Here is a 12257-nt window from a genome sequence, read left to right on the forward strand (position 1 = left end):
CACTTCGACCGTCTGGGCGTGCCTCGACTCTCATGACCTCAACTGCTCGAACCGCCCGGTGCGGACCCGCATGCCGGGTGGTGTGGGAGGGGATCGGTCAGGCTGCCTGACCGCCCCTATCCCGATTGCGCAGCACGCGACAGACTCGATCGGGGCGGGCAGTTTGCGCCCGCGCGCGCTTTGGCGCCGGAAACGAAAAAGCCGCGCTGGGCGCGGCTCTTTCAGGAGCAGGGGACGCTTACGCGGCCGGCTTGCTCGAACGACGTGCGGCAGCGGCGGTTGCAGCCTTCGTGGCGACGGCAGCAGCGGCGTTGAAGTTCGTTTCGGCGATTTCGACCGCTTGCTTCGTGGCCTTCTGAACCGTTTCGTACGTGGTGTTCGCGGCGTTCAGTGCCGACTTCAGCGCGGCGACAGCCGTTTCCGAACCGGCCGGGGCGTTCTTCGCGACGTTGTCGACGAGTGCCTGGACCTTCTTGTTCTGCTCTTCGAATTGCGCTTCGGCGACCTTCGCGAACTCGGCTTGCGTCGACGATGCGATTTCGTACAGGTGACGGCCGTACGACAGCACCTTTTCCGCGACCGGCTGCGACAGGCTCGCCTGCAGCGCGATCAGTTCCTGCGCGTCCTTCACCGACAGCAGACGCTGTGCGTTCTCCTGGCCCTCGGCCAGCGTCGACTTCACGACCTGCAGGTTGAGTTCGATCAGCTTCTCGACGCCTTCGAACGCCTTGGTCGTCAGACCGAACAGGCTTTCGAGGTTGGCTTTCTGGGCGGCGGCGATTTGCTCGGGGGTCAGCAAGGACATGTCAGGCTCCTGAAAAGCGATCGCGTCGATCGCAGGATAAAGGGCACTACACTGGGGAACTTCGGCGATGCGTGCTTTGTGCAACGCAGCAATGAGGCCTATTTTAGGGCAGAGAAAACGGATGTCAAGTCTTTTTTGTGCGTTGCACAATCGCGACAAATTATCGATAAAACAACGAGTTATCGCGCGTGTTCGGAATCGGTTTCAGGCGCGTTCCCACATGGTGCGCACGGCGATGGGGCAAGCGCGCCGCACCATGATCACGCGCAGGTAAACCTGACAGGCCCATGGAACGTTATCCTTCTGTTCCTGTCGAAAAACGCGCCGTTTCGATGCGCGTGCCGTGGCGACGTGCCGCCGCCACGGTCGAGACCGGCGCCTTTGGCATGCCGAGCACCGGATACGTACTTTCCCCGCTTTAAATCGCCTCCGAAGTGACGTTATCTCAATTAACCGTGTGGTAATCGGGAGACGGGCGCTGTCGGGCAGGGCATCTCATCGATTTTTTCGATGGGAGCGCAAGGGTCGATTGGCCGGAGGTTGGCCGACTCTTACATTCCGGTTTAAAGACGATCGGTAAGTGCCTAATATTGCTCTTTTTTTCAGCTTTAACTACACTTGCGGAAACCTCCCGCCCGCTTTGTCCAGACCCCAATGAAAGCCGAATCGTTTTCACCGCGCAGATTGTTGCAGAGCATGACGCTCGGCACCGCTGTGTCGGTCGCAGTCGCGTTGTTGGCGACCACCGCGTCCGTCCTGCCTGCCGACGCCTTCGCCGCCACTGCGAAGACCCAAGCCGCCAAGAAAAAAGCCGTCGCTCCTGCTTCGTCAGCGAAGAAGAAGTCGGCCAAGGCGAGCGCCGACAAATCCGCGAAGGTCGCCGAGGCCGATGCGCCGCGCGCGAAAGCGTCGCGAAAGCGCGTGACGCTCGCGGCGAATAGCCTGCATGGCGGCCATCGCGGCGCGGTGCGCAAGGTCGCGTTCCAGCCGCGCCGGCCGACGGTCGGCCAGGCGTTCGGCCTGCACGACACGCCCGATGCGCTCGCGCTGCGCTCGAGCGTCGCGTACGTCGTCGACCAGAATTCCGGCGAGCCGCTGTTCGACAAGAATTCGCACGCGGTCGTGCCGATCGCGTCGATCTCGAAGCTGATGACGGCCATGGTCGTGCTCGACTCGAAGTCGCCGATGACCGACCAGCTCGAAGTCACCGACGAAGACCGCGACTACGAGAAGGGCACGGGCTCGCGCCTGTCGGTCGGCTCGGTGCTGTCGCGCGAGGACATGCTGCACATCGCGCTGATGGCGTCGGAAAACCGCGCGGCCGCCGCGCTGTCGCGTTACTACCCGGGCGGCCGTCCGGCGTTCATCGCGGCGATGAACGCGAAGGCGAAGTCGCTCGGCATGACCGATACGCACTTCGAGAATTCGACCGGCCTGTCGAGCTCGAACGTGTCGAGCGCGCGCGACCTCGTGAAGATGGTCAATGCGGCGTACCAGTACCCGTTGATCCGCCAGTTCTCGACCGATCGCACTTACGAGGTGTACACGGGCAAGCGCAATCTGGTCTACAACAGCACCAACGCGCTGATCCGCGGCAACGGTTCGTGGGACATCGGCCTGCAGAAGACGGGCTTCATCAACGAAGCGGGCGAATGCCTCGTGATGCAGGCGACGATCCACGGCCGGCCGATGGTGATGGTCTTGCTCGATTCGTTCGGCAAGTACTCGCGCTTCGCCGACGCGTCGCGCCTGCGCAACTGGCTCGATGCCGGCGGCGGCGAACGCCTGACGGCGGCCAACACGCCGAGCGGCGGTACCTGAGGTACCTGATCGTGTGCGGCGGTTCGCCGCCGTACCGGTCGCCGCAACGAAGAAGCCCCGCAATCGCGGGGCTTTTTTTGTCCGGTGAAACCGGAGTCGGAACCGGGTCGATGCCGCGGCTTACGCCTGCCGCTGCAGCCCGTCCATGTCCTTCGCGGGCGCCGGCCGGTAGCCGAGCGATTCCGAGATGGTGAGCGCCGTCCGGCTCAACTGGCCGAGCCACGCATCCTGCAGGCGGTCGGCCGGTGCCGACAGCGACAGACCCGCGACGAGCTTGCCCGAATCGTCGTAGATGCCGGCCGCGATACAGCGCACGCCGAGTTCGAGCTCCTCGTTGTCGCGCGCGCACGATTGCTGGCGGACGAGGGTCAGTTCGCGCTCGAGCTTCGCGATATCGGTGATGCTGTTCTGGGTATGGCCGGACAGCCCCGTGCGCGTCGCATAGGCGCGCACGCGCGACGTTTCGTCGGCCGCGAGGAACAGCTTGCCGACCGACGTGAGGTGCAGCGGTGCGCGGCCGCCGATCGCGCGGACGACCTGCATCCCCGAGCGCTCCGAGTACGCGCGCTCGATGTAGACGATCTCGTCGCCCTGGCGTACCGACAGGTTCACGGTCTGCCCGGTGAGGCGGTGCAACTCGCGCATCGGCATCAGCGCCGCGTCGCGCACCGACAGGCGCGCCTTCACGAGATTGCCCAGCTCGAGCAGCCGCATGCCGAGGCGGTAGGTGCCGGGATCGGAGCGGTCGACGAGGCGGCACGTCACCATGTCGTTGAGGATGCGGTGCGCGGTCGACGGATGCAGCTCGGTGCGCTGCGCGAGTTCCTTCAGGCTGACAGGGTCGCTGTGCGCGGCGAGCGCGTCCAGCAACCGCATCATGCGTTCGATCACCTGGATCGACGTTTTGGAATCCGGGGTGGGTTGGCTCATGTCGGGGGAGGAATCGGTTGACGCGTCAAGCGGTGTTGGATCGATTGTATCTCGTATCGTGAAAAAAGCGAACGCCGTTCGAGGAAGTCCTCGCTTCGCGCGTGGCGGGCTTGCGCGCGGGCCGGCGTTGGTCTTGCCGGCCAAACGTCGGATAATGAGGGCCGTTTTCTCGAAGGAGCACGTATGCGAGTCGGTTTGTTCGTGACCTGCCTGGTCGACCTGATGCGCCCCGAAATCGGTTTTTCGGCGCTCAAGCTGATTCGCGACGCCGGCTACGAAGTGATCGTGCCGCCCACGCAAACGTGCTGCGGCCAGCCGGCCTACAACTCGGGCGACCGCGCGCTCGCGCGCGACCTCGCGGAAAAGACGCTGCGCGAGTTCGAGCAGTTCGATTACGTCGTCGCGCCGTCGGGCTCGTGCGGCGGGATGATCCGCGCGCACTACGGCGACCTGTTCCGCGACGATCCCGAACTGATGGGGCGCTACGTGCGGTTCCAGCAGAAAGTCCACGAACTGACCGATTTCCTCGCGAACGTCGCGAAGGTGTCGCTCGCGCCGGGTGAATTCACCGGGCCGGTCACCTATCACGACGCGTGCTCGGGCCTGCGCGAGCTCGGCGTGAAGGCGCAGCCGCGCGCGCTGCTCGCGCAGCGCGGCGTGACCGTCACCGAGATGAAGGACTGCGAGCATTGCTGCGGCTTCGGCGGCACGTTCGCGGTGAAATACGGCGACATCTCGGCGGCCATCGCGGACGAAAAATGCGCGAACGTGCGCGGGTCCGGCGCGGGCGCCGTCGTGCTCGGCGATCTCGGCTGCATGCTGAACATCGAAGGGCGGTTGCGTCGCACCGGCGACCGCGACACGCGCGTGCTGCACGTCGCGCAGGTGCTGGCGGGCGACGTCTGACGCCCGGTTCCGCTCACATTTCCCCCGATACCGCGATGCAAGTCCAATCGATGCATTTCAAGGCGCGCGCCGGCCAGAAGCTGGCCGACCAGCGCCTGCAGCAGAACCTGAAGAAGCTGTCGACGAAGTTCGTGTCCGCGCGCGCCGATGCGATGACCCTGATCGACTTCCCGGCCACGCGCGCTGCCCTCAAGGCGCGCCGCAACCGTGCGCTGGAGAATCTCGACGTGTGGCTCGAGGCGTTCGAGCGCGAGGCGACGCGGCGCGGCACGACGGTGCTGTTCGCCGAAACGACCGCGGACGCCGCCCGGCTCGTGGCCGACATCGCACGCCGGCACGACGTGAAGAAGGTCATCAAGACCAAGTCGATGGTGTCCGAGGAAATGCGCCTGAACGCGGTGCTCGCCGAGATGGGCGTGCAGTCGATCGAGACGGACCTCGGCGAATACATCCTGCAGATCAACGACAACGAGCCGCCCAGCCACATCATTGCGCCCGTCGTGCACAAGGACAAGGACGAGATCGCCGATCTGTTCGCGCGTACGCACCAGCGCGAGCGGCTCACCGAGATTCCGGACATGACGCGCGAGGCACGCGAGGTGCTGCGCCCGCATTTCATGTCGGCCGACATGGGCGTGACCGGCGGCAACTTCGTGATCGCGGAAACGGGCTCGGTCGCGATCGTGACGAACGAAGGGAACGAAGGCATGTGCACGGTCATGCCGCGCGTGCACGTCGCGGTGACGGGCATCGAGAAGGTGTTGCCCACGCTCGAGGATCTCGCGACCGCGATGCGGCTGCTGCCGCGTTCCGCGACGGGGCAGAAGACGTCGAACTATTTCTCGCTGCTGACCGGGCCGCGCGGGCCGGGCGACGAGGACGGCCCCGAGCACAACTACGTGGTGCTCGTCGACGGCGGCCGCACCGGCCTGATCGGCGGCGAATTCCAGGAGATGCTGCGCTGCATCCGCTGCGGCGCGTGCATGAACCATTGCCCGGTGTACCAGAAGGTCGGCGGTCATGCGTACGGCTGGGTCTATCCGGGCCCGATGGGATCGGTGCTGACGCCGAGCTACGTCGGGCTCGACCGCGCGCTCGACCTGCCGCAGGCGGCGACGCTGTGCGGCGAATGCGACAGCGTATGCCCGGCCGGGATTCCGTTGTCGCACCTGTTGCGCACGCTGCGCGAGAAGCAGGTCGAGCGCCACCTGCGGCCGTGGCGCGAGCGGGCGGCGCTCGCCGCGTGGGGCTTCGTCGCACGGCGGCCGATGCTGTATGCGCTGACGACGAAGCTCGCGGTGCGCATTCTCGAGCGGCTGGGCGGCGATGCCGGCACGCTGCGGCGCCTGCCGATGATGGGCGGCTGGATGGATACGCGCGACATGCCGACACCGATCGGGCGGACGTTCCGCGAGCTGTACGCGGCGTCGCAAAGCCACCTCGGCTGACACTGTTCAGCGGGCGGCAACAGTGCGTTCGCTATTTGCATATTTATCTCGATAGATGCGATCTATAGAATCTCGTCTGTAGTCCCCGGAATCGGGTTTCGGGGTACGAGGTCAAGGAGGTCCGCATCATGAAAAAGACAATATCGATGTACTGGCCGCTGGCAATCGTGGTTCCGCTGGCAGCGGTTGCCTATCTGCATGCGATGGACGGTGCGCCGTCGCGCGGCCCGCTCGCGGTTCACCAGGCGTCCGCCGAACTGGCGCGCGCGGTGTCGTTCGGGCTGGTCGGCGACGCGGCGCAGCCGCTGCCGGCAGCGTCCGGCGACATTGCGCTTGCTGCGCCGAAGGCGCTGTAAGGCAGGGCGCCGTCGCTTCGCGCGACGGCGCGATTTCGGCCCCCTTTGTATAATGTCGTGTTCTTCACCCACGCGGTCCGCCGCGGCTTTCCGATAGTGCGATGACCCGCGTTGCGATCTGTTTCGTCTGTCTCGGCAACATCTGCCGTTCGCCCACCGCGGAGGGCGTGATGCGTCATCAGGTCGACGCGGCCGCGTTGGCCGACCGGATCGCGATCGATTCGGCCGGCACCGGCGACTGGCACGTGGGCGAGCCGCCCGATTCGCGGGCGCAGGCGGCCGCCCGGAGCCGCGGCTACGATCTGTCGGCGCTGCGCGCGCGACAGGTGAGCGCGGCGGATTTCGAGCGGTTCGACCTGCTGCTCGCGATGGACGAAGCGAATCTCGCCGAACTGCGCCGCCGTTGCCCGCCGCAGCATCGCGACAAGGTGCGCCTGCTGATGGAGTTCGCGCCGGGCGCGACCGAAACCGAAGTGGCGGATCCGTATTTCGGCGGCGCGCAGGGCTTCGAGCGGGTGCTCGATCAGGTCGAGCGCGCCTGCGCGGGCCTGCTGGAGACGCTCCGCGCACGTACGGCGCGCTGACCGCGCAATATTCAGCGGTTTGCGAATACCCTTTCAAAGACGTGGATACTTGACTAAAAACGTCAAATATTTATACTTGACCAAAATCGTCAAGATTGCAGTCCCCTAGACACCATGAGACTCACCACCAAAGGCCGTTTCGCCGTCACGGCGATGATTGACTTGGCGCTGCGCCAGGAGCAGGGCCCGGTGACGCTTGCAGGCATCAGCCAGCGCCAGCGGATTTCGCTCTCGTATCTCGAACAGCTGTTCGGCAAGCTGCGCAGGCATGAAATCGTCGAATCCGTGCGCGGCCCGGGCGGCGGCTACAACCTCGCGCGTCGCGCGCAGGACGTCACCGTTGCCGACATCATCATCGCGGTCGATGAACCGCTCGACGCCACGCAGTGCGGCGGCAAAGGCACGTGCGACGGCTCGAAGCAGCCCGACGGCCATTGCATGACGCACGAGCTGTGGTCGACGCTGAACCAGAAAATGGTCGAATACCTCGATTCGGTGTCGCTGCAGGATCTCGTCGATCAGCAGCGCGCACGCGAGGGCGCCCCGGCGGTGCTGCGCGACCGTCGCACGCCGGAGCCCGTCGCCGCACCGGCCGAGCCCGTGCGCACGATGCCGCTCGGCCCCAATTCGGTGTTCAACATCGCGAGTTCGTGAGCGCGAAGGCGCCGCCATACCCCATAACGCACATAGTCCCTGCACAGAATACCCGGAGCGACAGATGACCCAAGAGACTCTCCACCTGCCCATCTATATGGATTACAGCGCGACGACGCCGGTCGATCCGCGCGTGGTCGACAAGATGGTGCCGTACCTGCGCGAGCAGTTCGGCAACCCGGCGTCGCGTAGCCATGCCTATGGCTGGGACGCGGAGCGTGCAGTCGAGGAAGCGCGCGAGCAGGTGGCGGCACTCGTGAACGCCGATCCGCGCGAAATCATCTGGACGTCGGGCGCCACGGAGTCGGACAACCTCGCGATCAAGGGCGCCGCGAACTTCTACAAGGGCAAGGGCAAGCACATCGTCACGGTGAAGACCGAGCACAAGGCCGTGCTCGACACGTGCCGCGAGCTCGAGCGGGACGGTTTCGAAGTCACCTACCTCGACGTGAAGGAAGACGGGCTGATCGACCTCGACGTGTTCAAGGCCGCGCTGCGCCCGGACACGATCCTCGTGTCGGTGATGCACGTGAACAACGAGATCGGCGTGATCCAGGACATCGAGACGATCGGCGAGATCTGCCGCGAGAAGGGCATCGTGTTCCACGTCGATGCCGCGCAGTCGACCGGCAAGGTCGGGATCGACCTCGCGAAGCTGAAGGTCGACCTGATGTCGTTCTCGGCGCACAAGACGTACGGCCCGAAGGGCATCGGCGCGTTGTACGTGCGTCGCAAGCCGCGCGTGCGCATCGAAGCGCAGATGCACGGCGGCGGTCACGAGCGCGGCATGCGCTCGGGCACGCTGCCGACGCATCAGATCGTCGGCATGGGCGAAGCGTTCCGCATCGCGCGCGAGGAAATGGCGACCGAGAACGAGCGTATCCGCATGCTGCGCGACAAGCTGCTGCGCGGCCTGTCGCAGATCGAGGAAACCTACGTGAACGGCGACATGGATCACCGTGTCCCGCACAACCTGAACATCAGCTTCAACTTCGTCGAAGGCGAGTCGCTGATCATGGCGATCAAGGACGTCGCGGTGTCGTCGGGCTCCGCGTGCACGTCGGCGTCGCTCGAGCCGTCGTACGTGCTGCGCGCGCTCGGCCGCAACGACGAGCTCGCGCACAGCTCGATCCGCTTCACGGTCGGCCGCTTCACGACGGAGCAGGAAGTCGACTTCGTGATCGATCTGCTGAACAGCAAGATCGCGAAGCTGCGCGAACTGTCGCCGCTCTGGGAGATGCACCAGGAAGGCATCGATCTGTCGACGATCGAATGGGCCGCACACTGATACCGCATTGAATGCAACCGCGCGCGGATTGACGCACGCAGACGTAACGAGTCAAGGAGTCTGAGTCATGTCTTACAGCAACAAGGTTCTGGATCACTACGAAAACCCGCGCAACGTCGGTTCGTTCGCGAAGGACGACGACGCGGTCGGCACGGGCATGGTCGGCGCGCCGGCCTGCGGCGACGTGATGAAGTTGCAGATCCGCGTCGGCGCGGACGGCGTGATCGAAGACGCGAAGTTCAAGACCTACGGTTGCGGTTCGGCGATCGCATCGAGCTCGCTCGTCACCGAATGGGTGAAGGGCAAGACGCTCGACGAGGCCCTGTCGATCAAGAACACGCAGATCGCCGAGGAACTCGCGCTGCCGCCGGTGAAGATTCACTGCTCGATCCTCGCGGAAGACGCGATCAAGGCAGCCGTGGCCGACTACAAGAAGCGCCACGACACCAAGGAAAGCGATCAGGCAGCAGCCTGAGCGGCATCGAGAGCGGTTAGGGAAGGAAACGCGGCGGGCCCCGGCGGCACGCCGCGGCAAGGACATCATGGCAATTACACTGACCGAAAAAGCAGCACAGCACGTCCAGAAATACCTCGTCCGTCGCGGCAAGGGGGTGGGACTGCGGCTTGGCGTTCGCACGACCGGGTGCTCGGGGCTCGCGTACAAGCTCGAGTATGTCGACGAGCTCGCTCCCGAGGATCAGGTGTTCGAGAGCCATGGCGTGAAGGTGGTCGTCGATCCGAAAAGCCTCGCCTATATCGACGGCACCGAGCTCGACTTCGCCCGCGAAGGCCTGAACGAAGGATTCAAGTTCAACAACCCGAACGTGAAGGACGAGTGCGGGTGCGGGGAATCGTTCCGCGTGTGACGCGGCTCCCTCCGCGCGATGCGGGCAAGAGGCGGCACGGGCCGCCTTTTTAATGTGCGGCGTTTGCCGCGCGACGAACCGGAATTCAACGCGACGATGGTTTCGCTGAAAGACAGCCATTTCGATCTGTTTCACCTGCCGGCGCAATTCGCGCTCGACGAGGCGGCGCTCGACGCCGCCTACCGGACGGTGCAGACGCAGGTGCACCCGGACCGCTTCGCGGCGGCCGGCGACGCGCAAAAGCGCATCGCGATGCAATGGGCCACCCGCGCGAACGAGGCGTACCGCACGCTGCGCGATCCGCTGAAGCGCGCGTCCTATCTGCTGTCGCTGCGCGGCGTCGACATCGGCGCGGAAAACAACACCGCGATGGAGCCTGCATTCCTGATGCAGCAGATGGAGTGGCGCGAGGGCATCGAGGATGCCGCGGCCGCCCGCAACGTCGACGCGCTCGACGCATTGCTCGCCGAGTTGCGCGACGAGAAGCGCGTGCGCGTCGAGCGCCTCGGCACGTTGCTCGACAGCGGTGCCGATCAGGCCGCCGCGGAAGCCGTGCGTCAGCTGATGTTCATCGAACGGGTCGCGTCGGAAGTGGGCGCGCAGATCGAGCGCCTCGAAACTTAACCGCGTGCCTTGCGGCACGCGCAGCAAACGGGCCGAGCGCCCGAACGAACCAAGATGGCTTTACTGCAAATTTCCGAACCGGGCATGGCGCCGGCGCCGCATCAGCGGCGGCTAGCCGTCGGGATCGATCTCGGCACGACGAACTCGCTCGTCGCCGCCGTGCGCAACAGCGTGCCTGAAGTACTGCCGGACGAAGCGGGCCGCGTGCTGCTGCCGTCGGTGGTCCGTTACCTCGAGAAGGGCGGCCGCCGCATCGGCCACGAAGCGAAGGAGCAGGCCGCGACCGATCCGCGCAACACGATCGTGTCGGTCAAGCGCTTCATGGGCCGCGGCAAGGCCGAAGTCGAAGGCGCGGCGAACGCGCCGTACGAATTCGTCGATGCGCCGGGCATGGTGCAGATCCGCACGGTCGACGGCGTGAAGAGCCCGGTCGAAGTATCGGCCGAAATTCTCGCGACGCTGCGTTATCGCGCCGAGGATTCGCTCGGCGACGAGCTGGTCGGCGCGGTGATCACGGTGCCCGCGTACTTCGACGACGCGCAGCGCCAGGCGACCAAGGATGCCGCGCGTCTCGCGGGCCTCAACGTGCTGCGCCTGCTGAACGAACCGACCGCCGCGGCGATCGCCTATGGTCTCGACAACGCGGCCGAAGGCCTTTACGCGGTGTACGACCTCGGCGGCGGCACGTTCGACCTGTCGATCCTGAAGCTGACGAAGGGCGTGTTCGAAGTGCTGGCGGCGGGCGGCGACTCGGCGCTCGGCGGCGACGATTTCGATCACGCGTTGTTCGATCACGTGATCGCGCAGGCCGGTATCGACGCGAAGACGCTCGCGCCCGAAGACGTGCGCCTGCTGCTCGATCGCGTGCGGGGGCTGAAGGAGGCGCTGTCGTCCGCGCCGCAGGCAGCGCTCGACGTGACGCTGTCGAACGGTGCGCATTTGGTGCAGACGATTTCGCACGACACGTTCGCGTCGCTCGTCGAGCCGCTCGTGCAGCGCACGCTCGGGCCGACCCGCAAGGCGCTGCGCGATGCGCAGGTCACGCCGGCCGACATCAAGGGTGTCGTGCTCGTCGGCGGCGCGACGCGCATGCCGGTGATCCGCGATGCGGTTGCCAGGTATTTCGGCCAGCCGCCGCTCGTGAACCTCGATCCGGATCAGGTCGTCGCGCTCGGCGCGGCGATCCAGGCCGACCTGCTCGCGGGCAATCGCGGCACCGGCGACGACTGGTTGCTGCTCGACGTGATTCCGCTGTCGCTCGGTGTCGAGACGATGGGCGGCCTCGTCGAGAAGATCATTCCGCGCAACTCGACGATTCCGATCGCGCGTGCGCAGGAATTCACGACCTTCAAGGACGGCCAGACCGCGATGGCGATTCACGTCGTGCAGGGCGAGCGCGAGCTCGTCGCCGACTGCCGGTCGCTCGCGCGCTTCGAGCTGCGCGGCATTCCGCCGATGACGGCCGGGGCGGCGCGCATCCGCGTGACGTACCAGGTGGATGCGGACGGACTGCTGTCGGTGTTCGCGCGCGAGCAGCATTCGGGCGTCGAAGCGTCGGTCGTCGTGAAGCCGTCGTACGGCCTTGCCGACGACGACATCGCGAAGATGCTCGAGGACAGCTTCAAGACCGCCGAGATCGACATGCGCGCACGCGCGCTGCGCGAAGCGCAGGTCGAGGCCGAGCGGATGATCGAGGCGACGCAGGCGGCGCTGGCCGTCGACGGCGAGCTGCTCGACGACGCTGAACGCGCGCAGATCGACACGCTCGTCGCGGCGCTGCGCACGGTCGCGCAGGGCGACGATGCGGACGCGATCGAAACGGCGACGAAGACGCTCGCCGACGGCACCGACGAATTCGCCGCGCGCCGGATGGACAAGAGCATCAAGCGCGCGCTGTCGGGCCGGCGCCTCGACGAGATCTGAACGAACGACCTGCACGCGGGCCGGCGACGGCCCGCGCGATATTGAACCGTGC

Annotated in this window: 14 protein-coding genes; 12 read left to right on the top strand and 2 right to left on the bottom strand. The window is 65.8% G+C overall.

Going from position 1 to position 12257, the window contains the following annotated elements:
• Nucleotides 1-238: 238 nt before the first annotated feature.
• Nucleotides 239-805: a phasin family protein gene (locus tag WS95_RS32085; RefSeq protein ID WP_006481973.1), complete on the bottom strand. Its 567-nt coding sequence runs from the start codon at nucleotides 803-805 to the stop codon at nucleotides 239-241.
• A 287-nt stretch (nucleotides 806-1092) separates the two neighbouring features.
• Here WS95_RS32085 and WS95_RS35985 point away from each other — a divergent pair, with 287 nt between their 5' ends.
• Together WS95_RS35985 and pbpG are read left to right on the top strand one after the other, a co-directional pair.
• Nucleotides 1093-1227, top strand: coding sequence for a hypothetical protein (locus tag WS95_RS35985; protein WP_257127825.1), 135 nt, complete (start codon nucleotides 1093-1095; stop codon nucleotides 1225-1227).
• Between the two features lie 232 nt (nucleotides 1228-1459).
• Nucleotides 1460-2626 (top strand): D-alanyl-D-alanine endopeptidase, encoded by a 1167-nt coding sequence (gene pbpG, locus WS95_RS32090; protein WP_034207759.1) that lies wholly within the window; start codon nucleotides 1460-1462, stop codon nucleotides 2624-2626.
• 120 nt (nucleotides 2627-2746) lie between these two features.
• Here pbpG and WS95_RS32095 read toward each other — a convergent pair whose 3' ends face one another.
• Entirely contained in the window at nucleotides 2747-3556 is an 810-nt protein-coding gene (locus tag WS95_RS32095; protein ID WP_034207758.1) for an IclR family transcriptional regulator, read from the bottom strand.
• Nucleotides 3557-3739: 183 nt separating this feature from the next.
• On the opposite strand from WS95_RS32095, the gene WS95_RS32100 reads away from it, so the two are divergent.
• From WS95_RS32100 to hscA, 10 genes are all read left to right on the top strand, one after another.
• A complete protein-coding gene (locus WS95_RS32100; RefSeq protein WP_034207757.1) occupies nucleotides 3740-4462 on the top strand; it encodes a (Fe-S)-binding protein in 723 nt (240 codons plus the stop codon).
• Between the two features lie 35 nt (nucleotides 4463-4497).
• Complete coding sequence (locus WS95_RS32105) at nucleotides 4498-5910, top strand: lactate utilization protein B (RefSeq protein ID WP_059828266.1); 1413 nt, start codon at nucleotides 4498-4500, stop codon at nucleotides 5908-5910.
• A 128-nt stretch (nucleotides 5911-6038) separates the two neighbouring features.
• Complete coding sequence (locus WS95_RS32110) at nucleotides 6039-6266, top strand: hypothetical protein (protein WP_034207755.1); 228 nt, start codon at nucleotides 6039-6041, stop codon at nucleotides 6264-6266.
• Nucleotides 6267-6367: 101 nt separating this feature from the next.
• Complete coding sequence (locus WS95_RS32115; protein WP_034207754.1) at nucleotides 6368-6850, top strand: low molecular weight protein-tyrosine-phosphatase; 483 nt, start codon at nucleotides 6368-6370, stop codon at nucleotides 6848-6850.
• A 114-nt stretch (nucleotides 6851-6964) separates the two neighbouring features.
• Nucleotides 6965-7504, top strand: coding sequence for a Fe-S cluster assembly transcriptional regulator IscR (gene iscR / locus WS95_RS32120; protein WP_009691731.1), 540 nt, complete (start codon nucleotides 6965-6967; stop codon nucleotides 7502-7504).
• 64 nt (nucleotides 7505-7568) lie between these two features.
• The gene (locus WS95_RS32125; RefSeq protein WP_059505759.1) at nucleotides 7569-8792 is read left to right on the top strand and encodes an IscS subfamily cysteine desulfurase; all 1224 of its coding nucleotides are present in this window, start codon (nucleotides 7569-7571) and stop codon (nucleotides 8790-8792) included.
• A 67-nt stretch (nucleotides 8793-8859) separates the two neighbouring features.
• Nucleotides 8860-9267: a Fe-S cluster assembly scaffold IscU gene (iscU, locus tag WS95_RS32130; RefSeq protein ID WP_059510856.1), complete on the top strand. Its 408-nt coding sequence runs from the start codon at nucleotides 8860-8862 to the stop codon at nucleotides 9265-9267.
• A 67-nt stretch (nucleotides 9268-9334) separates the two neighbouring features.
• Nucleotides 9335-9658, top strand: a complete 324-nt coding sequence (iscA, locus tag WS95_RS32135; RefSeq protein ID WP_011885413.1) for an iron-sulfur cluster assembly protein IscA — start codon at nucleotides 9335-9337, stop codon at nucleotides 9656-9658.
• Nucleotides 9659-9754: 96 nt separating this feature from the next.
• Nucleotides 9755-10282: a Fe-S protein assembly co-chaperone HscB gene (hscB, locus tag WS95_RS32140; RefSeq protein ID WP_011549462.1), complete on the top strand. Its 528-nt coding sequence runs from the start codon at nucleotides 9755-9757 to the stop codon at nucleotides 10280-10282.
• A 54-nt stretch (nucleotides 10283-10336) separates the two neighbouring features.
• Nucleotides 10337-12205 (top strand): Fe-S protein assembly chaperone HscA, encoded by a 1869-nt coding sequence (gene hscA / locus WS95_RS32145; RefSeq protein ID WP_059828268.1) that lies wholly within the window; start codon nucleotides 10337-10339, stop codon nucleotides 12203-12205.
• The last annotated feature ends 52 nt before the right edge of the window (nucleotides 12206-12257 follow it).

The organism is Burkholderia sp. MSMB1826, assembly GCF_001526325.1.
Classification (GTDB): domain Bacteria; phylum Pseudomonadota; class Gammaproteobacteria; order Burkholderiales; family Burkholderiaceae; genus Burkholderia.